Annotated in this window: 20 protein-coding genes; 4 read left to right on the top strand and 16 right to left on the bottom strand. The window is 64.9% G+C overall.

Features of this window, described 5'->3' with window-relative positions:
• Positions 1-109: 109 nt before the first annotated feature.
• Both EO156_RS17000 and EO156_RS16995 read right to left on the bottom strand, forming a co-directional pair.
• The gene (locus tag EO156_RS17000) at positions 110-2,767 is read right to left on the bottom strand and encodes a TonB-dependent receptor (protein ID WP_016849410.1); all 2,658 of its coding nucleotides are present in this window, start codon (positions 2,765-2,767) and stop codon (positions 110-112) included.
• Between the two features lie 77 nt (positions 2,768-2,844).
• Positions 2,845-4,317, bottom strand: a complete 1,473-nt coding sequence (locus tag EO156_RS16995; protein WP_033482877.1) for a hypothetical protein — start codon at positions 4,315-4,317, stop codon at positions 2,845-2,847.
• Positions 4,318-4,504: 187 nt separating this feature from the next.
• Here EO156_RS16995 and EO156_RS16990 point away from each other — a divergent pair, with 187 nt between their 5' ends.
• Both EO156_RS16990 and EO156_RS16980 read left to right on the top strand, forming a co-directional pair.
• Positions 4,505-5,365 carry a 2OG-Fe(II) oxygenase gene (locus EO156_RS16990; RefSeq protein WP_016851484.1) on the top strand — a complete coding sequence of 287 codons (861 nt, stop codon included), beginning with the start codon at positions 4,505-4,507 and terminating at the stop codon, positions 5,363-5,365.
• 319 nt (positions 5,366-5,684) lie between these two features.
• Positions 5,685-7,730, top strand: a complete 2,046-nt coding sequence (locus tag EO156_RS16980; RefSeq protein WP_029828047.1) for a TonB-dependent receptor — start codon at positions 5,685-5,687, stop codon at positions 7,728-7,730.
• A 247-nt stretch (positions 7,731-7,977) separates the two neighbouring features.
• Here the strand turns inward: EO156_RS16980 and EO156_RS16975 are convergent, their stop codons facing one another.
• On the bottom strand, positions 7,978-8,397 hold the full coding sequence (locus tag EO156_RS16975; protein WP_026007298.1) for a VanZ family protein: 420 nt from the start codon (positions 8,395-8,397) through the stop codon (positions 7,978-7,980).
• Entirely contained in the window at positions 8,385-9,638 is a 1,254-nt protein-coding gene (locus EO156_RS16970) for a class I SAM-dependent methyltransferase (protein WP_016851480.1), read from the bottom strand. Before EO156_RS16970 ends, EO156_RS16975 begins: the two co-directional genes overlap by 13 nt.
• On the opposite strand from EO156_RS16970, the gene EO156_RS16965 reads away from it, so the two are divergent.
• Positions 9,637-10,374, top strand: a complete 738-nt coding sequence (locus EO156_RS16965) for a pteridine reductase (protein WP_016851479.1) — start codon at positions 9,637-9,639, stop codon at positions 10,372-10,374. The genes EO156_RS16970 and EO156_RS16965 overlap by 2 nt on opposite strands.
• Before the next feature lie 168 nt (positions 10,375-10,542).
• On the opposite strand, the gene folK is transcribed toward EO156_RS16965, so the two are convergent.
• The 5 genes from folK to EO156_RS16940 all read right to left on the bottom strand — a co-directional run bounded on the left by folK (position 10,543) and on the right by EO156_RS16940 (position 15,557).
• Positions 10,543-11,058, bottom strand: coding sequence for a 2-amino-4-hydroxy-6-hydroxymethyldihydropteridine diphosphokinase (gene folK / locus EO156_RS16960; RefSeq protein WP_003482682.1), 516 nt, complete (start codon positions 11,056-11,058; stop codon positions 10,543-10,545).
• A gap of 91 nt (positions 11,059-11,149) precedes the next feature.
• Positions 11,150-12,652 carry a response regulator gene (locus EO156_RS16955; protein WP_003482683.1) on the bottom strand — a complete coding sequence of 501 codons (1,503 nt, stop codon included), beginning with the start codon at positions 12,650-12,652 and terminating at the stop codon, positions 11,150-11,152.
• Positions 12,653-12,655: 3 nt separating this feature from the next.
• Positions 12,656-13,096 carry a response regulator gene (locus tag EO156_RS16950; RefSeq protein WP_003482689.1) on the bottom strand — a complete coding sequence of 147 codons (441 nt, stop codon included), beginning with the start codon at positions 13,094-13,096 and terminating at the stop codon, positions 12,656-12,658.
• On the bottom strand, positions 13,093-14,904 hold the full coding sequence (locus EO156_RS16945; RefSeq protein WP_016851478.1) for an ATP-binding protein: 1,812 nt from the start codon (positions 14,902-14,904) through the stop codon (positions 13,093-13,095). The genes EO156_RS16950 and EO156_RS16945 overlap by 4 nt, the downstream gene beginning before the upstream one ends.
• 281 nt (positions 14,905-15,185) lie before the next feature.
• A complete protein-coding gene (locus tag EO156_RS16940; RefSeq protein WP_008572114.1) occupies positions 15,186-15,557 on the bottom strand; it encodes a BON domain-containing protein in 372 nt (123 codons plus the stop codon).
• 150 nt (positions 15,558-15,707) lie between these two features.
• On the opposite strand from EO156_RS16940, the gene EO156_RS16935 reads away from it, so the two are divergent.
• Positions 15,708-16,763, top strand: coding sequence for an oxidoreductase (locus EO156_RS16935; RefSeq protein WP_003482693.1), 1,056 nt, complete (start codon positions 15,708-15,710; stop codon positions 16,761-16,763).
• Between the two features lie 74 nt (positions 16,764-16,837).
• Here the strand turns inward: EO156_RS16935 and gnd are convergent, their stop codons facing one another.
• From gnd to EO156_RS16900, 7 genes are all read right to left on the bottom strand, one after another.
• Positions 16,838-17,779, bottom strand: coding sequence for a phosphogluconate dehydrogenase (NAD(+)-dependent, decarboxylating) (gene gnd, locus EO156_RS16930; RefSeq protein ID WP_016851477.1), 942 nt, complete (start codon positions 17,777-17,779; stop codon positions 16,838-16,840).
• Between the two features lie 20 nt (positions 17,780-17,799).
• Entirely contained in the window at positions 17,800-19,143 is a 1,344-nt protein-coding gene (locus EO156_RS16925) for a hypothetical protein (protein ID WP_016851476.1), read from the bottom strand.
• A gap of 162 nt (positions 19,144-19,305) precedes the next feature.
• Positions 19,306-19,686: a glycine zipper 2TM domain-containing protein gene (locus EO156_RS16920; protein WP_005911143.1), complete on the bottom strand. Its 381-nt coding sequence runs from the start codon at positions 19,684-19,686 to the stop codon at positions 19,306-19,308.
• Between the two features lie 124 nt (positions 19,687-19,810).
• Positions 19,811-20,590: a DUF2242 domain-containing protein gene (locus EO156_RS16915; RefSeq protein WP_016851475.1), complete on the bottom strand. Its 780-nt coding sequence runs from the start codon at positions 20,588-20,590 to the stop codon at positions 19,811-19,813.
• Between the two features lie 74 nt (positions 20,591-20,664).
• The gene (locus tag EO156_RS16910) at positions 20,665-21,729 is read right to left on the bottom strand and encodes a DNA methyltransferase (protein ID WP_016851474.1); all 1,065 of its coding nucleotides are present in this window, start codon (positions 21,727-21,729) and stop codon (positions 20,665-20,667) included.
• On the bottom strand, positions 21,722-22,822 hold the full coding sequence (locus EO156_RS16905; RefSeq protein ID WP_011050472.1) for a hypothetical protein: 1,101 nt from the start codon (positions 22,820-22,822) through the stop codon (positions 21,722-21,724). Before EO156_RS16905 ends, EO156_RS16910 begins: the two co-directional genes overlap by 8 nt.
• Before the next feature lie 22 nt (positions 22,823-22,844).
• Positions 22,845-24,248, bottom strand: coding sequence for a nicotinate phosphoribosyltransferase (locus EO156_RS16900; RefSeq protein ID WP_029828042.1), 1,404 nt, complete (start codon positions 24,246-24,248; stop codon positions 22,845-22,847).
• Positions 24,249-24,276 lie beyond the last annotated feature (28 nt).

The raw sequence follows: 24,276 nt of genomic DNA, 5'->3' as shown, positions 1-24,276 counted from the left end.
CGAAGAAACCGATGACACAGACCGACACACGGCGCCACACGACAAAATGCGAACGCCCGCCATGCAATGCACAGCGGGCGTTTGCGGCACCTGGCACCTGCAGCCCAGATCAGAAGCGCGCTGTCACACTGATGTCATAGCTGATACCGGGCTGGTAGGTGTATAGGTCGACCCGGTTGCTCGCCACCTTCTGATACTCCTGGTACTTGGTCTTGAGCAGGTTGCGCGCGGCAAAATTCACCGACACCGTATCGCCCGACCACGTCAGTCCCTTCTTGATCACCAAATCCAGTGAGGTGCCCGGCCTGTCGATGTAATCCGGCTGCCCGGGGCGACCACGCGCGGACACCCGCTCGCCCACGTAGTTGGCGATCAGTGTCGCCTGGCTATGGGTGCTTTCGCTTTCCACGCCGATCTGCAGGTTGGCGATGTCATCCGACTGGCCCTGCAATGCCGAGCCATCGCGAACGAACAAGGTCGCCTGCACCGGTGCGCTGAAGCCGAACGGCTGCACCGTATCGCCAGCGTTGGCACTTACCTTGGACTTGGTGCGCGTGTAATTGCCGGACACGAACAGGCGCTTGTCGCCCCACCAGTCGGCAGCGATCGGCAGCTCCAGATACTTCTTGGCCTCCAGCTCCACGCCGTACAGCGTGGCCTTGGGCGCATTGATGAAGCTCTGCACGATGCCGCCGCCGGGGGCGTCGTTGACGATGGCTTCGATCGGCTTGTCGATGTTCTTGTAGAACGCGCCGATGGTGACGTACTGGCCCGGTTCGAAGAACCATTCGTAGCGTGCATCCAGATTGACCAGCTCGCTATCGACCAAGAACGGGTTACCGAAGAACTGACGGTCGATGTCCGGGTCCAGATACTGCTGCGGCGCCATTTCTCGAAACTGCGGGCGCGCGATGGTCTTGGAAGCGCCAAAGCGCAGCTGCCGGTTCTCGGCAAAATTCCAGGTCACCGTGGCCGACGGCAGCGCATAGCTGTTGTGCAACGGCGCCACGCCGTCCTGGCGCGTGCCGCTGAAGATGTCGTACGGATGCACCGCCTGGGTGGCGTTTTCGTAACGTACGCCCGCCGTGGCGCGCAGAGTCGGCACGATCTCGCCCTCCGCCTGCAGATACGCTGCCTTGACCTTCAAGGTCGCCTCGTAGGCAGCCGCACCGAAACTGCCGGTGGTTTCGCGCAGGCGCAGCAGATCGTTGCTGAGGTTGTAATCGGAGAACAGATAATCCACGCGCTGATACTGGTTCAGGAACGGCAGCGGGCCGTCCAGCGCCAGGAAGCGGAATTCGCGGCTCCACGCGCTGCGGTCGTTGTCCAGATAGGCCAGCCCGCCCTTGACGGTGAGGTCGTGTTCCATCGGCAAGCGCCAGGTGACATCCACGCCGCCGCTGGCCACGGTGTCGTCGACCTTGCTGAAGCGCGTGTAGTTCTGCACCCGTGAGGCGTCGTGCGCCCAGTAGCCGTCCAGCCGCTCGTAACGAATGCCGGTTTCGTAAGGCACATCGCGGCTGGCGTTGGCCACTGCAGCGCGCCATTCGATCTTCAGGTCGTCGTATTCGCCGAACGCGTGCGTGCCGCGCAGCTGATTGTTGATCAACTGCCGCGCGTACCACTCGGTGTTGTCGTCGCGCACGTCGAAACCTGCCAGTTCGTCGCGTCCGGCGCGGCTGCGCGCCACCTTCAAGGTGTCGTGCACGTATAGCGTGGTCCAGCCGATGGTATGCCGGCCATATTCCCAGCCCAGCCCCAGCATGCCGTTGCTGCGCACGTTGTTGCGGGTGGTGGCGAAGTCGTAATTGGAATTGAACTCGACGCTGTCGCCGACGAAGATGCCGTCCTGCTGCTTGCCGGTACGCGTGCGCCATTCGTTGTCGTAGCTGGCCACCGCGATGATGCCCAGCTTGGCCTCGCCCACGTCCATGCTGTAGCCGGCGCTGCCGCCGACATTGACGTCCGGAGCGATGCTATCCTTTTCCTGCAGTAGATACAGGTTGGCATCGTTCAAGCTGCGCCCGATGCGACGGATGTCCTCGCGCGAAAAGCTGCCCAGATCGACCCGACGACCGGTCCTGATCGCATCGCGCAAGGCAGCAGGCTGCTTGCGGGTGCCATCATCAACGCCCCACTCGTCATCGTCGGAGCCGTAATAGGTCAGGCCTTTTTCGCCGGTGCTGACGCTGTTGGCGCCGCCACCCACGGTCAACGACAGGAACGGCTTGTCGGGGATCTCCATCGATTGCAGATCGATCACGCCGCCGCCGAATTCGCCCGGATAATCGGCCGAATAGGTCTTTTGCACGGTCACGCTGGCCAGCACGTCGCTGGGGAACAGGTCCAGCGGCACCACGCGCTGCATCGGCTCGGGGCTGGGCAGCGGCGAACCGTTGAACAACGCAGACGAATAGCGCTCGCCCAGGCCGCGCACATACACATACTTGCCGCGCGACAGGCTCAGCCCGGTGACACGCGTCAGCGCCACCGCGGCGCTGCTGTCGCCGGTGCGCTCCATGTCTTCGCGCGTCACGAACGAGGCAACTTCGGAGGTTTGCAGCATCGGCTCGGGAATGTAGTCGCCACGCACCACGACCTGGTCGAGTTGCTTGGGCACACTGGTACCGGCCGCGCTGGACGTACCGCTGCCGGTATCGGCGTCGCTGGCGGTCGACTGCGCCATGGCGGCGCCGGACATCAGCAAGGTAGAAATGGAAAGAGACAGGCCCGTCCGCGAAAGACGGGCAACAGCAGAGGTTCGCATCGTGGGAGCCCTGGCAACAGAAAGATGAAGCTGGACGCATCGCACGGCGACCGATGGCCGCCGTGCGATGCCATGCCTCAGCAGGGACGGTCGGCGGTCAGTCCGCAGGTCCAGCCCTGCCACCAGGTGTCGTTGGCATCGCGCACGCCACCGATGTAGTTCACCTGCTGGAAGAAGCTGCTCACCCCGTTCAAGCCCTGAAACGCCGGCACTGCGTTTTCATTGGCGCCATTGACGAAGGTGTTCTGCAAGGTGGACACGCCATTGGCGACATTGTTGGTACCGGCCGCAAACTGGCTGGCGGCACGCGCGTCGCTGCCGAAGGCCGTCGGGCAGGCGAAGAACACCGAGTTGAAGGTACCGAGCGTGTCGGTATCGGCCAGGTTGAAGCACACCAGGCCATCGCCGGTGCCGCCGGCAGGACGGGTCACCACCGAGTTGTAGAACGCGGCCTGCGTGCCCTGGTTGAGCATGATCGCCGCACCGGCGCGCGCATTGCCCACGTAGGTGAAATTGGCCACCTTCGGGCGCGAATACGGCTGGCGACGCAGGCTGCTCCACTCGTTCATGCGATCGCCGCCACTGGCACGCTGCACCACGATGCCGAACTGCAGTGCACCGCTCCAGCCAGCATCGGTATCCAGCGAATCGTCGTCGGCACCGGTGATGACCAGATGGCTACCGTTGACCGTACCGCCGAACCATTCGATGCCGTCGTCGGAGCTGTTGTGGATCTGCACATAATCCAGCTTGGTACCGCTACCCACACCAGCCAGCGTGATGCCCTGCAATTCGTTGTTGGGCGAAATTTCGAAGCCCGAATACATCACGCGCAGGTAGCGCATCGAACCGCTGTTGTCGGTGGCGTTGTTGCCGCCATAGAACGCGTTGGTCCCTTCGACCTGCGCCTGGCATTCCGGCGTACCGGACACGGTGGTGCCCGGGCAGTTGTTGATCGCCGCGCGCCCCAGCACCACGATGCCGCCCCACAGGCCAATGGTATTTGCACTGACCGTGCTCTCCAGCGCCTGACGCGCGGTGAAGACGATCGGCGCAGTCGCGCTGCCTTCGGCAAAGATCTGCGAACCGCGATTGATCACGATGTAGTCGCTCCCGGCCGACCCGAACAGGGTCACGCCCGGCTCGATGGTCAAAACACCCTGCGTACTGCCGGCGGCCGGTGCGGTGGCGTTGCCGCCGCGGTCGGTGCCGACATTGACGCGACCGCTGATCGAATACACGGTGCCCGCGCGCGCCGGCACCACCAGGTTGCCGTTGATGCTTTCCGGCAACTGGCAGGCGCGTAGCGTGTTGTTGGCGATGGTGCCGACGTTGGAAAAACCGCTCGGGCAATCGGCGGCCGGGCCGCTCGGTGCGGGTGCCGGCGTCGGCGCGGGCGTGGGCGCCGGCGTCGGTGTGGGGGCCGGTGCCGGCGGGAATGCGCCTTCCCCTGGCGAGGCGACACGGTCGGCTCCGCCACCACAGGCCGACAGCGCCAGTGCGGTACCAAACGTCATGAGAAGTGTCTTGCTGCTGTTGCGAAAGGCCATGCGGCTGATCTCCAGGTCAACGGGTCCGGTATGAAGAGGAGTCGTCAAGAATTGGTGGCGTTCCGCGCACTGCAGTGGCGAGCACGTTCAAGATCCCCGTCACTTTTATAGAGGGCATCTGTTTCATTTGTCTTACCGCGACACAATTGACATACGAATGCCACACGTCGACATGCACTGTAGAGCGATGACACATACAGATATCCCGACCCCGCTGGCCGACTGGATCGTGGCGCAAGCCGTGGCCGGCCATCCGCCCGAGCAAGCGCTACAGCCGCTCCTGGATCAGGGCTGGAACGAACAGGACGCCATCGATGCGGTCGAGGCACTCGTCCGTGCCCACATCCAACAACACGCGCAAGCAAACGGCTTGCCGATGCCGGTGCGCGTGCCCGCGTTGCAACAGGACACCGATGCATCGCTGCTTGCATTGGGCGACCGCGAGGTACGCGTCTTGGTCAGCCTGTTGCTGCCGCGCGTGGTAGTACTCGGCGGTTTTCTTTCCGACGGTGAATGCGATGCATTGATCGCCTTGGCCCGCCCGCGCCTGGCGCGTTCGCGCACCGTGGACAATGCGAACGGAGAGCACCTGGTGCATGCAGCACGCACCAGCGACAGCATGTGCCTGCGCGTGGGCCAGGATGCGCTGTGCCAACGTATCGAAGCGCGCATCGCGCGCCTGTTCGACTGGCCAGTCGATCACGGCGAAGGGTTGCAGGTACTGCGCTACGCGACCGGTGCCGAATACCGGCCGCACTACGATTACTTCGACCCGGACGCAGTCGGCACCCCGATATTGTTGCAGGCCGGCGGGCAACGCGTCGCCTCGCTGGTGATGTACCTCAATACGCCAGAACGCGGCGGCGCGACGCGTTTTCCTGACGCGCATCTGGATGTCGCTGCGGTCAAGGGCAATGCAGTGTTTTTCAGCTACGACCGCCCGCATCCGATGACGCGCAGCCTGCATGCCGGCGCGCCGGTATTGGCCGGCGAAAAGTGGGTGGCCACAAAGTGGTTACGCGAACGCGCAGTGCGCATGCCCACATAAGCACGGCAACAACGCGCCGGCGGGATCGGCCACGTCCACCGCCAGCGAGGAACGACGCGGCGCCTGCATCGCCTGCTGCGCTGTTGGCTGTTGGCTGTTGGCTGTTGGCTGTTGGCTGTTGGCTGTTGGCTGTTGGCCGTTATCCACGCTGCGAGCGCATCGCCAATACGCAAGCCGCCCACCACGCGTTGCGCCACGAGCTGCCTGCTGACCGCTTCCCAAGCCGCCCTAAAGCACCACACAAATTGAATTTGTCAGCAGATGTTATAACATGTCATTTCTGACACACTTCCACTGGCCCGCAGGTGTTGCCCGCTTCATGAAGATCCGTCCCCTCGTGGCGACTGTCGCCGCTCTGCTCTTTGCTGCCGACGCACGCGCGCAGTCCTCCGATTCGGCACTGACGCTCGGCAAGGTCGACGTCCATCAGCATCACGAAGGCCAGCTCAGTGCGCATCAGGTGCTGACGTCGGTAGATGTCCTGGGCGCCGACCAGATCGAGGACAAGAACGTGTCCTACAGCTGGGAATTGCTCGGGCAGATGCCCGGCATGCAGTTGACCGAAACCCGTCAGGGCGCCGAATCGGGCAAAGTCAGCTTCCGCGCCTTCAACGGCGAGGGCTATCTCAATGCAATCAAGACCCTGATCGACGGCATTCCCAGCAACGTCAACAGCGGCAACCAGCGTTTCATCGACATGCTGTTTCCGCTGGAAATCAGCTACATCGAGGTAGTGCGCGGCACCAACGATCCGCGCTATGGGCTGCACAACATCGGCGGCAACATCAACTTCGGCACCCGCCAGGGCGGCAGCTACACCGATGCCCGCGTTGCCTACGGCAGTTACGCCAGCCGCGATGCGCAGATCGCGATAGGGCGCGAGCACGACGGATTCGCGCAGAACTACTTCATCGGCGCACAGGCATCGGATGGCTATCGTGCGCACGATCGTTCCAGCAAGTATGTGTTGGGCGGCAAGTGGTTCTACGGCAATCTCGACGACGGCATGCGCATCGGCCTGACGGCACGCGCGTACCGCAACCAGGCCGACGAGCCGGGCTTCATGACCGCAGCAGAGCTGCAGACCGACCGTCGCAGCTCGGACCGCCGCAACCGCAATGATGGCGACGACCGCGACATGCAGCAGGCCGGCGTGCACCTGGACCTGAAACTGACCGACGCCCTGTTCCTGGGCAGCAAGCTTTACTACAACCGCTACGAGGACGACCGCCGGGTGACCTTCAGCGACCTGCCCATCGGCAATGCGCCGCGTCAGCGTCGGCGCTGGGACGAAACGCAGGTAGGCATGCTCAACACCCTGACCTGGCGCGCCAACGACTTGCTGACCCTGGAAGGCGGCATCAACTACGAACATCAAGACAATGCGTACCGACGCGAGCGCTTCAACTATGCCGAGCCCACCGACTTCACGGCAGCGCCAGCGCGCATCCAGAACGACGACCGCTATACGTTCGACAATTGGGGCGCCTACGTGCAGGCCATCTATCAGCCGGTCGAGGCACTGAAGCTGGTGCCGGCCTATCGCGTGGACCGCTTCGACGGCGACACACTGCTGCCGGGCGCGGTGCGCGCACCGCTGCAGCGTTACGGCAGCATCGGGCAGCCCAAACTCAGCGTGATCTACGCCCTGACCCCCACCACCAACGTGTATGCCAACTGGGGCCGTACCTTCCAGGTGTTGACCGGCTCCACCGCCCCGGCCTATCTCACCCCGGGGCAAGCCGGCATCCGCCCTTCCACCAACACCGGCGTCGAGCTGGGCATGAAGTTCAGCCCATTTGCAGGCAGCCAGGCGCGCATCGCCGTCTGGCAACAGGATGCGGAAAACGAGGTGTCGAACATGCCGGCCACCGGCACCACCGTCACCTTGGGCAAGACGCGTCGCCGCGGCGTGGATGCGCAGATCAGCGCACAGCTGGGCGATCGATGGACGCTCTGGGCATCGCATGCCTACCAGGAAGCCAGGATCACGCGCGACGACCGTGCCGCCGCGCTTTCGCTGCAAGGCAATGAAGTCATCGCCACGCCCCGCTACATCAGCAACATCGGCGTGGACTACCGCGCGACTGAGGCGTTGCAACTGGGTCTGCAGGGACGCGCCCAGGGCGATTACTACCTCGAGGAGCGCAACGTGGCAGGCAAGTACGGCGGCTTTGCGACGCTCGACCTCACGGCGCGCTATACGATCAACCCGAACTGGAGCGTGGACGTGCAGGTCCGCAATGCCACCGGTCGCGAGTATGCCTACGTGTGGTACGACAGCTTCTTCTGGGCACAGGCGCAGCCCATGTTCTCGCCAGCGGCCGGACGGCAGCTGTATCTCGGGCTGAGAATGAAGCTGTAACGGCAGCGGCAGCGGTGGCGAGGTGCGAATCGCTGGTCCGCAGCGTAGCGGCTGCACAAACCGTCATCGCCAAGCCGGTAACTGGCGCCCCGCCGCGGCCTCGGCATGCTGCCTGGCGCAAGCGGCCCTTGAGCGCGATGCTTTATACCGGTGCGGCAATATGCTGCCAGGTTGACCAGGGCCGCGTCGGCGCCGGGGTCCGTTTACGGCCGTGGGCAGGCGCCTGGCCTGCCGTGGCATCGTTCAATCACCGTCGCCGCCGTCCAAACAGGCGCTGATCGATCCGCAACATCACATATCGCAATGGCGTCCATGCCAGACAGAGCCCGGCGAGAATGCCCAAGGTATCGGCCAATGCATCGTATGGGTCGGCGCTGCGATTGGTGGTCAGCGCGCCTTGCGCGATTTCGATGCCGATGCCCAGCAGCACCAGCCCGAAGGCGGCAAACATCAGTGCGCGCCGGGTCGCAAACAATTGCACCGCTCCCCAGCACAACAACGCGAACGTGATGAAGTGCTCGGCCTTGTCGCTGTTGGACGGCAGCTCCGGAAACTCCGGCGGCGGCCCCAGGCACACGGCAATGACCACAACAATCGCAGCGATCCACAAGCCCACCCACAACCGCGGCCGGTGAAACGGCCGGAGTGCCGAACTCACAACCGCCATGTCAGATCGCCGGACAGGAATGCCGGGGCAAAATCGACATCGCGCGAGAAGCCCATCACCTGGAAGCGCTCGCCCATCTCGCTGGGCAGGGTCAGCCGCTTGATCTGTTCGCGTAGACGCATGCGCCCCACTTCATCGGTGCGCGTATCGGCCTGCGCCAACAATGCGTCCAGCCCATTGCCGAGCAGGAAGCTCGCTTGCGTGCAATACCCGGCCAGCTCGAAACCTGCGCCGGTGCCTGCCTCGGCCAACGCGGTGAAGTCCACCGATGCGGTCAGATCCTGCAAACCCGGCCAACGGTAGAGATCTTCATGCATGCGGTGCCGGTAAAACGCACGCAAGGTGCCGTCCTGGCGCTGCGCACGATAGAACTCGCCGCGCGGGTAACCGTAGTCGACGAACACCATCGCGCCACGCTTCAAGCCGCCGGCTACCGCCTGGATCCAGTACGGCAACTGCGGCAGCAACTCGGAGCGATAGCCATCGGCGAACGGCTGCTCCAGATAGCGCTCCAGGTGACGCACGGCCGCACTCAGCAACGCATCGGCCGGTTGCTCGCCGCGCGCGAAGTGCTGCTGGTCATCCAGCACCACGGTTTCTTCATACACCTGCCCATCGCGCAGTGCGAAGCGCGGCGTGGGCAATGCGTCGATGACTTCGTTGGCGAACAGCACGCCATCCCAATCGTCCGGGAACGGCGCATCCAGCCATTCCACCAGATCGAATACCGGCGGGATCAGACTGCGCCCCAACCGCTCGCGTTGACGCTCGCGCAGGTCGGCGCTGGGCTCCAGGATCGCGTAGCGCTCGGGCAGCGCGTCCAGCTCCAGCAGCCGCTTGAGCGTGACTTCGGCAAACGCACCGCTGCCGCCGCCCACTTCCAGCACCCGCGCCTGCTGCCCGAGCTGCTGCAATACCGGCGCCAACGCGCCGGAAACGGTGGCCGCAAACAACGGCCCCAATTCCGGGGCGGTGACGAAATCGCCGGCCTCGCCGAACTTGCTGGCGCCGGCGCTGTAATAGCCCAGGCCCGGCGCATACAGCGCCAGCTCCATGAAGCGCGAGAACGGAATCGCACCGCCGGCGGCCTGGATCTCGGCGCGCACATGCGCAGCCAGCCGGTCGCTGTGGGCCAGCGCGTCCGGATCGGGTGTGGGAAGGTCGGCGTGCATGCGGGCACCGGTTGCGGGGACAATGCACAGGATAGCCGAGCCCTCCGCAACGCCGAGCGAGTACGCCATGACAGACAGTTCCAAGGTGGTGTTGATCACCGGTGCAGCCCGCCGCATCGGCGCGCAGATCGCCACCACGCTGCACGCTGCCGGCTACTGCGTTGCGCTGCATGCACACCGCTCCGCCGAGATGCTGGACGCACGCGTGGCCGAACTGTGCCGGCAGCGTGCCGGCAGCGCGCACGCCTTGCACGCCGATCTGCGGCTGCCCGATGCACCTGCGCAATTGGTGGCCGGCTGCCTTGCCGCCTTCGGTCGTCTGGATGGCGTGGTCAACAACGCCTCGGCGTTCTACCCCACCGCCATCGGTGAGGCCACTGCGGCGCAGTGGGACGACTTGTTTGCGGTCAATGCACGCGCGCCGTTCTTCATCGCGCAAGCCGCCGCCGCACAGTTGCGCCAGCGGCGCGGGGCCATCGTCAACCTCACCGATCTGCACGCGCAGCAGCCGATGCGCAACCACCCGCTATACGGCGCCTCCAAGAGCGCGCTGGAAATGCTGACCCGTTCGCTGGCGCTGGAACTGGCGCCGCACGTGCGTGTCAACGCGGTCGCACCTGGCGCCATCCTGTGGCCGGAAGAAGGCAAATCCGCCGACGCCAAGCATGCGCTGCTCGCGCGCACGCCGCTGGCGCGCATCGGCACGCCGGAGGAAATCGCCGAAGCGGTGCGCTGGTTGCTGGACGACGCCAGCTTCGTCACCGGGCATACCCTGCACGTCGATGGCGGCCGCCAGCTCAGTTGAACGATGCGTCCGGGGCCTGCGCGCTTTCGCTGCGTGGCAACGATATCCCTGTCATGCACGTGAGCCCGGCTGCCGCCTCGGCGCGTGCGGCACTGCCAGACAGTCCGCACGCCGTCGCGCTAGGTGCATGTTTGCTCGGCCGCGTTCAACCGCGCTGCCAGAACAGCGCTATTGCGTGACGCTCAACTCCGGCGCAGCCGCATCCAGCTCCACCGTGGCAAACGCGCTGCCGTACTGCGGATGCGCCTGCCACAGGGTTGCCAATGTCTGCCCGCTCAGCGGGTCGATGAAGTCCGGCGCGATGTCGGCCAGCGGCTTGAGCACGAATGCATGTTTGAGTTCGGGCCGCGGGATGCGCAGATGCCCGGGGCCTTCGACGATACGGTCGCCGAAGAACACCACGTCCAGATCCAGGGTGCGGTCGCTGAAACGCGGGCCGCTGCGATCGCGCCCATGCGCATCTTCCAGCGCATGCAGCCAGTGATCCAGCGCGTCCAGATCCAGATCGGTCTGCAATACCGCCGCATTGTTGACGAAGTCCGGCCCATCGAAGCCCACCGCGGGCGTGCGGTACGCGGGTGACACGACAACCTGGCCGAAGCGCGCGCGCAGGGCGGCGACAGCCAAGCGCAGGTAGTGGGTCGGCTGGACGTTGCTGCCGAGGCTGAGAAGCACGGTGGTCATACGTTATTCGCGCATGCGGCCGGCGTGGACGTCAACTGTTGCAATCGCGTTGCACCGTCGACGCATGCGCCGGCTGCGCGCAAACGTGATCTCAGGCCACTTCCAGCGCATGCGAAACGGCGCGGAACACCCGGCGCATTTCCAGCGGCTTGCGCAGCACATGCACCGGCAGATCCGATGGGAAATGCGCACGCTGCAGCGGCGCACCGACATCTTCCAGCACGATCGCCGGGCCCTGGTACCCCAGCTCCTGCATGCTCAACAGCACGCTCACTGCCGAGAGCAGGATGATGTCGCTGTCGATGATCACCAGATCCGGCATCGCGTGCTGCTGCACCAGTTGCAGCGCCGCGGCGCCATCGCTGGCCAGCTGCGGCTGATAGCCCTGGCTGGAGAGCGCATTGCCCAGCAGCGATAGGCGCGTGGCCTCGCCATCCACCAGCAAAATGCGCTGCCCATGGCCAAGCGGCAGCGGCAGTTCGGCTTCCGTCACCGCCGTCGACACCGCACGCATCGGCACGATCATGTCAAAGCGCGTCCCTTCGCCCAGCCGGCTATCGACCACGATGCTGCCGCCATAGCTTTCGATGATGCGCTTGCACGAAATCAGTCCCAACCCGGTGCCATCGGCCTTGGTGGTGAAGAAAGGACTGAACAAGCGCGCGCGGGTTTCATCGCTCATGCCCACGCCGGTGTCGGCCACGCTCATGCGCACGCGCGAGGCATCGTAGCGATCGGCTGCCAGGATCAGTCTGCCGCCCTCGGGCATCGCCTGGATCGCGTTCAAGCCAAGGTTGAGCAGGCATTGCTGCAATTCGGTGTAGTTGGCCTCGATGGTCAGATCCGCGGCGATGGTGTCCATCTGCAGGCGTACCCCATCGGGGAGGCTGCTCTTGAGCAGCATCTGCACGGCCTGGAACAGATTGGCGATGGAGACCTGCTCGCGCGGCTTGTTGGAACCGCGCACGAACGAGAGCATCGACTCGGCCATCTCATGCCCGCGCCGGCCGCATTCGGCCACCACGTTGGCCAGCTGACGCAGCTGCGGGTCGTCGGTGCGCCCGGCCAGCAGGTCGGGCACGATCAACAACGGTTGCAGGATATTGCGCAGGTCGTGACTCAAACCGGCCGCGAGCATCGCCAGGCTTTCCAGACGTTGCGCGCGCATCAGCTCGCTTTCCACGCGCTGGCGTTCCAGATCCGCACGCGCCTCGCGGATCGCGCGGATCACCGCGCTCGGCAAGCGCGTCGGGTTGTGCTTGATGATGTAGTCGTTGGCGCCATCCTGCAGCGCCTTGACCGCGGTCTCCTCACCCATGGTGCCGGAGACGAAGATGAAGGGTGTGGCACCGTTCTGGCGCACCAGGCGCAGCGCCTGGTGTCCGGAAAAGCCCGGCATGCTCAGGTCCGACAGCACGATGTCCGGCTGGAAGTCGTCCAGCGCGGCGCGCAGCGACGGCTCGCTGTCCACGCGCTCGAATGCCGCATCCAGCCCGGCCTCGAGCAACTGATCGGACAACAGCTCGGCGTCTTCCGGTGAATCTTCCACCAGAAGGATCTTCAGCTGCTCCAGGTTGCCCCCCTCATGCGGCATGGTTCAGTCCAGCTCCGGTGCCTGGTTGATGACCGCCCAGAACGTGCCGAGCGTCTTGACCGCGTTGAAGAACTGATCCACATCCACCGGCTTGACCACATAGGCATTCACGCCCAGGTCCCAGCTGCGGGCCAGATCGCTTTCTTCGCGCGAGGACGACAGGATCACTACCGGCAGGCGCTTGAGCGTCTCGTCGCTGCGCACCTGCTTGAGCACTTCCAGCCCGTCCAGGCGCGGCATCTTGATGTCCAGCAGCAGCACGGCCGGCAGGCCTTCCTCGCGGTCGGCGAACATGCCACGGCGCAGCAGGTAGTCCATGGCTTCCACGCCGTCTTCGACGTGCACGATGGGATTGGCAAGGCGGGCTTCGCGCAAGGCGTCGACCGCCATCTCCGCATCGGCCGGGCTGTCTTCTGCCAGAAGAATGGTACGGATGGCGGTCATGCAGTGAACTCTTGGTTGGGCGCTTCAAGCGCAGGAGGTAACACGAAATAAAACGTGGCGCCTTCGTCGACGGCGCCTTCGGCCCATATCCGGCCGCCGTGACGGGTCAACACCCGCCGCACGCTGGCCAGGCCGATGCCGGTCCCAGCGTATTCGCTGGCCTTGTGCAAACGTTGGAACACGCCGAACAATTTTCCGCTGTATTCCATATCGAAACCGGCACCATTGTCGCGCACGCTGAACTGGTGGCCGCCGTCGGACATCGGCGTGTAGCTGACCTCGATTTTGGCCACCTCGCGCTTGGCGCTGTACTTGACTGCATTGCCAAGCAGGTTCATCCACAGCTGGCGCATCATGTTTTCGTCGGCAACCAGCACCGGCAGTGGTGCGATATGCCATTCCACCCGGTGGCCGGTGTTCTCGCTCTGCACGTTGGAATCCAGAATCGCACGCGTTTCGGCCACCAGCGATTGCATGTCCACCGCCTGCAGGCGCAGCGCACCGCGGCCCAGGCGCGAATACACCAGCAGATCGTCGATCAGCGAGGCCATGCGCCGCGCCGAGCTGCTGATCACTTCCATGTAATGGCGCGACTTCTCGTCGGCCGTATCGCCCAGATGACGCGCCAGCTTGTCGGAGAATCCGGCCACATGCCGCAACGGTGCGCGCAGATCGTGCGAGACCGAATAGCTGAAGGCTTCCAGTTCGCGGTTGACTTCCGAGACCTGCTCCACTTTGCCCTCCATCTGCCGGTTGAGCTCATGGATGCGCAACTGCGCGGTCTTCTGCAGGCTGATGTCGCTCACCGTCATCAGCACCACGTCTTCGTCGGTGGTGTCGGGCAGCGGCATGCGGCGTGCATTGATCAACATGGTGCGCAGCACGCCGTCGGCGGCGCGCTGCTCGTGTTCGTAATCCCACAACTCGCGTCCACGCAACAACACGTCCGCCAGACGCTGGTGGATCTGCGCATCGCGCCAGACGCCCCCGCCCACATCTTCCAGCGCCATCAATTCGTTGCCGCGCTCTTCCAGGCCATACAGGTCGGCGAAGGCAGGGTTATGCAACACGATGCGCTGGCTGGCATCCAGCAGCACGATCGGCTCGCGCACGGTTTGCAGCACCGAGCTGGCGCGGCCATTGGCGCGCAGGTATTCCTGCTCGGCCGCCAACCGGCGGCGGATCTGCCGCTGCAGCAGCCAGGTCACCGTGCCCAGCAACAGCAACTGCACCGCCAGCGCCGCCCAGCTCAACACCGCGTAATGCATGCGCTCGGTTTCGGCGCGCGCATTGCGCAGGTCAAGTAAGCGTCCCTCGGCGCTTTGCAGGTCATCGATCAGCACACGGATCGGGTTGTTCAGGGTCATGTCGTTGATCAGCGCGCGGATTTGCTCCGGCGCGGTGGTCACCGCAATGCGCTCGGCCAATAGCAGACGCCGTTCGATGGTGCTCTGGATGCGCCCCATGCGTACTTGCTGGGCGGGGTTGTCTTTGGTCAGAAAAATCAGCCGCTGCACCGCGGCCTGAGCCTCGCTACGCCCGCGCCGCATCCGTTCCAGCAGCGCCGGGCGCTCGACCCCGTGCGAGCGCATCAGCGCTGCCGATTCGGCGTTGCGCATTGCCGCTTCCAAGCGTTGCGCGTTTTCCAGCACTTGCTGGCTATGCGAGACCCAGGTCGCGGCCTGGTTGGCGTTGCGGGCCATCTGCTGCAGCAACAACGAGGGCACCACCACAATCAGGAACACGGCAACCGCCAATAGAGGCAGGCGCCAGCGATCCCATTTGTCTGCTTGGACCGTTGTTTGCATTGCTGGACCGAATTCGCTCGCTGCAGGGGGCCTAAGACTGATCGGCATTGTCTCCGATCACGCAGCTTGCCAGATTAATGATTCAGAGAAATCATGTCCGTCTGTGACATAGCTGAATGGGCATAGCATACGTATAGCATGCGTGAAAACGGCGCGAGCGCGTTGCCGACTATCGGCAGACTGGACGGTTCTTCGAAACGAAAAAGGCGCACTCCGTGGAGTGCGCCTGGTGCTCGGGTCGCCGCCTCGCCTCGGCGGCCCGGCATTCGCAGCAGCTGCGCTTACTTCTTCGCAGCGGTGACCTTCAGGCCGGTCGACTTGACGCTCTTGACGCCCTCGATGCCCTTGGCAACGGCAACGGCCTTGTCATGCTCGGCCTGGGTGGCGACCGCACCGGTCAGGGTCACGATGCCGTTCTTGGTCTCGACCTTCACGTCGGTACCGGAGACGTTGTCGGTGGCCAGCAGGTCGGCCTTGACCTTGGTAGTGATCCAGGTGTCGGTGACCGGCTTCTTGGACTCGTTCATGCCGGCAGCATGATCCTTGTGGTCGGCATGTTCCTGCGGTGCCGCAAATGCCTGCGACGCGCCGAGGGTCAGACCGAGCGACAGCGACAGAGCCAGCAACTTGCGCGCATGCGTCATGTTCTTCATACCAAGCACCTCCTGTTGAATGTGGGCGCAGCTTGCGGTGGCGCTCGTCGAGCAGACGTGACCGTTGCATGCAGAGGTTGTGAACCCTGCGCACACGGGCAGGTGCAATACCATGCCGGCTCCCTCCGTCGTTGCGATGAACCGTTTTCAATGCCCAAACTGTTCAATCTGGCCGTCGTCGGCTATGGCTATGTCGGCCGCACCTTTCATGCACCGCTGATCGCAAGCACCCCCGGCCTGCAGTTGCACAGCGTGGTGTCGTCCAAGCCGCAACAGCCACAGGCCGATTTCCCCGGCGTCACCGTGGTGGCCGACCTCGACAGTGCGCTGGCCGATCCCGCACTGGATGCCGTGGTGCTGGCTACCCCGAACCATACCCATGCGCCCTTCGCGCTGGAGGCCCTGGCCGCCGGCAAGCATGTGCTGGTGGACAAGCCGTTCGCGCTGGATGCGACGCAGGCGCAACAGATGGTCGATGCCGCCAACGCCGCGGGACGCATCATCAGCGTGTTCCAGAATCGCCGCTGGGATGCGGACTTTCTCACCGTGCGCCGGCTGATCGAAGAAGGCCAGCTGGGCGAGGTGGTGGAATTTCATTCGCACTTCGACCGCTATCGCCCGCAGGTACGCGACCGTTGGCGCGAGAGCGATAGCCCCGGTGCCGGACTGTGGTACGACCTGGGCCCGCATCTGCTCGATCAGGCGATGCAGTTGTTCGGTATGCCGCAGGGCATTGCCGCGGATCTGCAACGTCAGCGCGACCAGGCACGCAGCGTCGATTATTTCCATGTCACCCTGCACTACCCCCGGCTGCGCGTGATTCTGCACGCCGGGTCGCTGGTGGCCGATGGGAGCCTGCGCTTCGCCGTGCACGGCACGCGTGGCAGTTACCTCAAGCACGGCCTGGATACGCAAGAAGACCAGCTGCGCGCGGGCCGTCGGCCCGGCACGGTCGGTTGGGGCGTGGACCCCTTGCCAGGCACGCTCACCCGCGTCGATGACGAAGGCCGCGTCCACACCCATCAGCCCGATAACCTGCCGGGCGACTACCGGCAGTGCTACGCCGCCTTTCGCGACGCACTGGCAGGCACCGGCCCGGCGCCGGTCAGCAGCAGCGATGCGGTGCAGCTGATGCAGCTGGTGGACCTTGCGCAACGCGGCGCTGCGGACGGCCGAGTGCAGTGGCTGGATGCCGCGCGCGGCTGATCACGCTGAGACGGTTCTGTACTTCCAACAGTGCGCGCCGCGATCCGGCGCGCACAGCCATCGCATCCCAGCCCTTACGCGTCCTTGCTACCGATCGTCGGCGCTGCCGAGGTCGTGGTCATCACCGCGTGGCCGCCGAACTGATTGCGCATCGCCGCGAGCAGCTTGTCGGTAAACGAATCCTTATCGCGCGAGCGCAGCCGCTCCATCAGCGACAACGTGATGACCGGTGCAGAGACTTCCAGATCGATCGCTTCGGCAACCGTCCAGCGGCCTTCGCCAGAATCGGCCACGAACGGCGCGATGCCGGCCATGGTCGGGTTATGCGTCAACGCGTCGGCCGTCAGATCCAGCAACCACGAACGCACCACGCTGCCATCGCGCCAGATTTCGGCAACCTGGTGCAGATCCAACGCAAAATCGGCCTTGTGCTGCATCAGCGCGAAGCCTTCCGCGTAGGCCTGCATCATTCCGTATTCGATGCCGTTGTGGACCATCTTGGTGAAGTGGCCTGCACCGCTCGGGCCAACCCGTCCCCAGCCCTTGTCCGGCGCCGGCGCGAGCGTTGCCAGGATCGGATGCAACCCCGTCACCGCCGCTTCGTCGCCACCCACCATCAGGCTATAGCCTTCCTGCAGACCCCAGATGCCACCGCTGGTGCCGCAATCGACAAACGCGATGCCACTGGCCTGCAGCAATGCCGCACGCCGCTGCGAATCCTTGTAGTACGAATTGCCGCCATCGATGACGATGTCGCCGGCCTGCAGCAAGGGCAGCAGCTGCGCCAGCGTGTCATCGACGATCTTGCCGGCCGGCACCATCAACCACACCACGCGCGGGCGCGGCAGTGCGGACACCAGCGCTGCCAGCGCATCGGCGGTGACGATGCCCTTGGCTTGCGCGCTGGTGCGCGCGTTCGCGCCCGGATCGTAGCCATGCACGCGATGCCCACCATTGACCAAGCGCTCGGCCATGTTGGCGCCCATGCGGCCCAGTCCCACCATACCCAGTTCCATAATCGCTCCTCATGATCTGATCAGTGCAGGGTGCCACGCTCGGCGTACGCTGGCGTGGCGGAATTCTCAATGGATTGTTCCGCGACGGTGGCGGCGCTGCACTGCTGCAGCTGCCAGTCGATCCATCGCCAGTACAAGGTGGTGCGCACATTGTGCAACGTCAGGTCGATGGCGTACGGCGTGCGCGGGTTACGGTCGAGCAGGCGTGCCACGTGGTAGCCGATCGGCTTGGTGCCTTTTGGATGCACATAGACCAGAAAGCCTTGGTAGAACGGGTCATCCAGCAGCGTCTGCAGCTGCAGCAGCTGTGCCTGCTGCTGTGGGTCGAGCGTGGCGCGCAACGCTGCATCGCGCTCGTAAAGCAGGCGTTCGAAGCGGCGCTCGCCAGGCCCGCGCAACTGTTTGGCCAACTCCCAGATCTGCCGGTTGCGCGCGTCGTAGTACGCAAAGCCACCGTGCTGCGCCAGCGCCTGCGCGGCTGCATCGCTGACATCCACGACCACGAAATTTTCGGCCTGATTGTGGATGTCATCCAGGTAGGACTTATCGAACACATGCGCGATGAAGCCAGGTGCGCCGACGAACGCCTGCCGCCCGAGCTGAGAGGTTTTCACCGCCTTGCCGTCGGCGAAGAATTCGCCGGCATGCGCACCGAGCAGGATGCTGTCGGTGTTGTGCAAGGTCAGGAACGTGCCGATCGACAATTCGCCAGGCGTAAATACCTCATCGAACCCGGCATCGCCGAACAGCTCGCGCTGGGTAGCGAGCTGAGCCACCTGTCGGCCTACGCCGCACTCGGAACGCACCTGGCCACGGTAGAACGCATCCAACGCCTGCGCATTGCTGCCGCGCGGCTGATACCCGCGACCGAAACTGCGAAAACCGCTCCAGCCCTGCGCGGCTGCGCCACGCCAGCCGAATCCGACCCAGCCCAGCTGCAGCGCCGAGAAGCGGTAGCGCGGGTTGTTCTGCAATTGCGTTACCGCGCGGCGGGTGGCTGCACCGAGTTCGAACGCATAGGCGCAGTGCGTGGCTGCATCGTCCAGCACGGCGGTGAGCGCTGCGCCGCGCTGTTGCGTGTCCCAATCGGCCGGAAGCGTCAGCTGCAGATCGCCGGCGGCCTGCGCCTGCGCAAGCGTGCCGCGCACGCAAGGTGCGCCGCGCTGGACCAACGGCGCGCTCACCGCGGCGCGATGGATGGTCCATCCCAGCCGTCGCAGCAGGGCTTCCACGCAATCTGCGCTGGCGGCGCGGGCGGTCTGGCTCGGCGCAGCGTCGGCGACCTGCAGCAGCTGCCCCGCCAGCAAGCCGCTTGCACATACCAGCGCAGCAAGTCGGCGCAGGCGCGCATGCCGTGGCGGCATCGGCGCCGCTGGTGAGCGCGATGACGCACTGCGCTGCGCGCGGACAACCCTCATCGATGGCATAGGCAATGAATCGTCCGCACGACGCCACTCTCAAACGTAGAAAGCCCCGGCATGGCCGGGGCTCGCAGGATTCAATTCAGCTCAATCGCTGCACCAGACTCAGCGACGTTCGCAGACGCGCTCGACTTGGCGATTGCCGTTGGCCTGCTGGCGATTGCCCTGGATGGTGCGGCCTGCCGCACCGCCCGCCACGGCGCCTGCCACGGTCGCCAGCTTCTTGCCGTTACCGCCGCCAACCTGGTTGCCCAGCAGGCCACCGATTGCAGCGCCGGCCAGCGTGCCGCCGATGCGGTTCGGGTCGGTCGAGTTCTTTTGCACTTCGACATTGCGGCAGCGCACGCGGGTGCCGTCATTGAACCTGCGACCCTCGTCCGCTTCGGTATAGCGCTGCTGATGCGAATAGTTTTGAGCCTGTGCGAAGGTGCTCGTCGCCATCAGGCCGATCAGGGACATACCCAACAGGGAGGTGCGCATTTTCATCGTTGTTCTCCACGTTTCTCGCCCGCTCGGCGAGGCATGGGCCCACTCTGGCCGCTGGCTCGAGAACATAACGTGAAGCGCACACCTGGCTATTCAGGCTTTGGCGCGAAGCGTGAACACGCCATCACGGCTGCGTGGCGGGCTCGGTTTGCGGCACCTGCGCCGGTGCTGGTGGGGGGTCTTGCGCTTCGACCGGCAATGGCGCAACCGGCGGCTGCGCGACCGTTGTGGGAGCGGCTGCAGCGGGCGCAGGCGATGCGGGCGTCGAAGAGTTCGCTGCAGGCGTTGCGGGCACTGCGGCTGCCGGCGCTGGTATGGCCGCATGAGCAGGTGCGGGCGCAGGCGCTGCACTCACCGCAGCAGGTACGGCTTCGGTGACCTTGGGGAGATACGAATTCAGGCGTTCGAAAAAGCGCTTGTAGAACGCCGCATCCTGCACCGTGGTACTGGATACGCGCACCAGCGAATCGCCGCTGCTGCCGACCGGCAACGACAACGAGCCCAGCACGCCGACGCCCACGCTGGCCGAGGTGGAGCTCTTCTTCAGTGCGTAACGGTCCTGCAACGCACTGACGAACACCTGCGCCTTGCCGCCCTCCTGGCTGGCGCAGGAAATGCGCAGATTGAGTTGTTCGCTCTGGTCGGCTTCCTTGAGCTGGAAGTTCTTGCTGCCTTCCACCGCGGCGGCATCTGCGCGCGTGACCGCGTAGCCCTGACTCAACAGCACGCGCCGCGCCGCCTCGCAGGCTTGCGGCGAACTGGCCGCCACGCTGCGCGAATAGGTGTCGTCGGAATTGAACGACTCGCGCATCAGCATCGTGTCGCCCTTGCTGCCGCCGCAGCCAGCCAGGGTTGCCAGCGCGCCAAGCAGTGCGCCGCGCGCGATCAGGGAAGAACAAGACATAGAGAGATTCCGGCATCCAAAACCGGCACAGAGCATAGCGGCAACCCATGTGCGCGCGGCGTCGCGTTGCCGGGTCAGGGCAACGGCGGTTCATCCACTGGCAGTTGCAGGTCTATCTGCAGGCGGCGGCCATCGGCACCGATGCGCTCGGCGCGCAGGTAACGGTGCGCACGCACCACCGCCAGTGCCACCGGCGCACGGCACGGTTCGCCCCACAGGCTCAACGCGAAGCCCTGTTGCTGCAGCCAGAGGGTAAGGCGGTCCCACAGCGCTTGTTCGCCATGCAGCATCAGGTCCAGATCGGCCGGACCGTCGGGCACCAGGGTCGGCGACGCCAGCCAGCGCGCGTAGCTGCCATGCACCACCACCGGCAGGCCCTGTGCCTGCACCGCCTGCAGCAATTGCGCGGCCTGCTGCAGATCCAGCCGGGCACGACAATGCTGAAAGATCAGCGCGTATTCGTGGCTGCGATTGCTCTGTGTCTCGGCATGCGCCAGCGCGGCGGCCGGACGCCGATAGCACAGCACCCGCTCCTCGCGCAGGGTGAACAGGCTGGCCAGGATGCGGCCCAGATCCCAGGCCTGCGGGATCACGCGGCCGCCGACCACCACGTTCTGCACCATCGCCACGCCCACGCCGTCGGGCCGCATCTGCTTGCGCAGCGCATGGAAGACCGCACGCATGCCGGTCAGATAGCTGGCGTAATCGCTGCTTGCGTAAAGCTGCCCAGGCAGCACGTCGCCACGCCAGTGGCAGCCGAAATACGGCACGTTGGTCAGACACAGGTCGATCGGCCCTGCCGGCGCGTTAACGGCCAGGCTGCCGACCACCACCGGCGCCTCCACCGCATGCCGCTGCAGACGCGCACGTGCCAACTGCGCGCGTGCCGGATCGATTTCCATGCCATGCGCGTTGCGGCCTTCCAGCGCGGCCGCCAGCAAGCTGCTGCCAAAGCCACAGAACGGGTCGAACACCTGCTCGCCCGGCCGGCTGAAATGGCGCACAAACGGGCGCATCTGATTGACCCAACCACAATCGCGCCCGCCGAGCGGGTCGGCCGCGCGCAGATCGTCGGGCAGCGCCCAGGCGGCATCGTCCGGGACCGGCGTCCACCAACTGCGCTGATCGAACTCATCCATCGATGGGTTCCCACAAAACATCGGCATCCGGGTCCCAGCCCGCACAGAGACGGCCGTTGGCGAAGAACACCAGCTTGTACAGATCGCCGGTCGCGTGACGCGCATGCATCGCGGCGTAGTCGGCGCTTTCGAAGACCACCTGCAAGCCCGCCCGATCGCGCAGCCGCACATTCCAGAAGTAATAGCCTTCGGTGAGGCCATCGGGTTGCCAGCGCGACCACCAGGGCTGCTGCATGCACTCGGCCAGCAACGTGTCCACGCCGACGCGGTGCGCGCCGATGTAGCGCAGCGTGCCGTTGCTGCGATAGGCATCGTCCAACCGCGACAATTCCCGAAAGATCACCTGGCTGGCGCCACAGCTGCGCGCCCACGCGATGTACTGCGCAATGGCGTCGGCATTGTCCACGCCACCGCGCTGCACGATGCAGACCAAACGCAGCGGCAACCGTGCTGCCAGCCGCCGTGCCGTCTGCACGAAGGTCGCCACATCTGCGATTGGCTCATCCGGGCGGAAACGCATGATCGCGTCGTTGCGCTCCTGCAACGGATGATGACGCGACAGCTCGACCCACGACAGCCCGAAGGCAACCAACGCCTCGATCAACCGCGCACCGTCCGCACGCGCCAGCCCTGCGCCATTGCTGTACAGCACGCGCTGCTCGATGCGCGGGCCGTTCGGCGTGGTTGCCAGCGTCTGCAGCAAGGTCTGCAGCCACGCTGCATCGTCGGTCATTTCCAGACCCGACAACGAATACGACAGCGGCACATCGCGCAGCAACTGCAAGACAGCGCTCAACTGCTGGAAATACGCAGGCCCAGGTCGCAACGTCGCTGCCGCGCGACCGCCCCGGTGCTGCCGCAGATTTTCCGAACAGAACCCGCAGCGCGCCGAACACGGCCGCACCGAGGCATACGGGGTAAAGGTGATCGGCAGCGCCGCGCGATACGTGCGCCCGCCGATGCGCAGCGTATACCAGCGGCTGGCGTCGTCCTGCAGCGGCACACGCCGCTGCAGGTGGGGTGCTGCGGCGCGCAGACGCGCCAACAGCGCTGAAGCAGGCAACAAGGAGATGTCGTCGATGGAAGCGTGCATGGCGAGTCCTGCGCGCCGCGCGTCAGCGACGAGCAGCGTCGGCACGCGCGCGCACCTGCTCCAGCGTCCACTCCTGTTGCGACACGCCGTTTTCCCACACCGTGACCAGCGCGTCTTCGCTGTCCGGGTAGGTGTCGACCTCATCGAGCAACGCGCTGCGGTAGCTGCCATCTTGGCGATTGCGCAGCAAGGTCAGGCGACCGCGCTTGCTCTGCTTGCCCTGGTCGGTGATCGGGTCCTTGTAGACGTCGACCCACTGCCCGTCCACGCGCACCGCCGAGCACTTCAACGCAAACTTCTGCGTGTCGCGGTCCACCTTCTGCAGCAACGCACCGCCCATGCCGAAGGCAACGTTATCGGCGGCATAGCCGGCGGCGGTGATGCGTTCCAGGATCGCGCGCAGCGAGGTGGGGTTGATGCCATCGCCCTGGATCACCCGCACATGGTTGAGCACCTTGTAGCCCTTGCCATTGAGCTGATGGCCGAACGCTTCGTCCAGCAACAGCAGGCACTGCTCGACCACGTCCACCGGGTCGCCCGAATCCGGACGAATCACCACCGTCGCGCCGGAGGCGATCACTTCCTCGCGCAAGGTAGTGCCCCAATGTTCGCGAATGGCACGGTAGATGTCGTAGCTGTCCGACACCACCGCCACGATCGAACCCGGGCGCGCGAACTGCCGCAGCATGTTGCGATACGCATCCACCTCGCGCTCGCGGCCCCAGCTGGTGATGGTGCTGTGCTCGGCAGCGGGAATCGAATACCCGGCCACCGGCGTGTGGTAATGCGCACGCGCCAGCAGCAACGCCGACAAGGTGTCGGTACCGAGAAAATTCACCAGATGCGCGGCACCGCCCAATGCGGCCGAGCCAAGACTGGACACGCCACGCGCGCCAAAATCGTGCAGTTTGAAAGGCAGCTGTCCTTCCGGATCGTCGCTGGTGCGCTCCAGGTAGTCGCGCACGATCTGCTTCACCTGCCAGCTCACCGTGGCCACCGTCACCGGGTACCACACGCGCAGCAACAAGGTTTCCAGATACGACGGCACCCAGAACGCCTTGGCGTCGGTGGACTCGATGGTCATCAGCACGTTGTGCGTTGGCACCACGGCGCCCTCGGGCACCGCGCGGATGCGGATCGGCAACTGACCGCCAAGCCGGTCGACGATATCGCGCCAGCCTGCCTCGTTGAACGGCTCGCCATGCGCAACCAGCAAGTCTTTCGCATCGTCGATGTCGGCGTGCGTCACCGGCCGGTTGATCGCGTCCTTCAGGAGCGACTGCAGACCGAAGAACACGGTCTGCTCGTAGAGCCCACCGCGCGATTCGACGTAGAAAAACGACGCATCGGTGCCGGGCGGATATTGCAGCCAGTGGCTGGCCTTGTAGCTATCGGTGTTGAGCAGCAGGTTATCGAGGTAATGCATGACGGAAGCTCCTTCGCGTCGAATGAAC

This window comes from Xanthomonas sp. DAR33341 (assembly GCF_003992815.1).
In the GTDB taxonomy this organism is placed as follows: domain Bacteria; phylum Pseudomonadota; class Gammaproteobacteria; order Xanthomonadales; family Xanthomonadaceae; genus Xanthomonas; species Xanthomonas cissicola.
The sequence above is the reverse complement of the archived record's forward strand: the minus strand, read 5'-3'. Positions and strand labels throughout refer to the sequence as shown.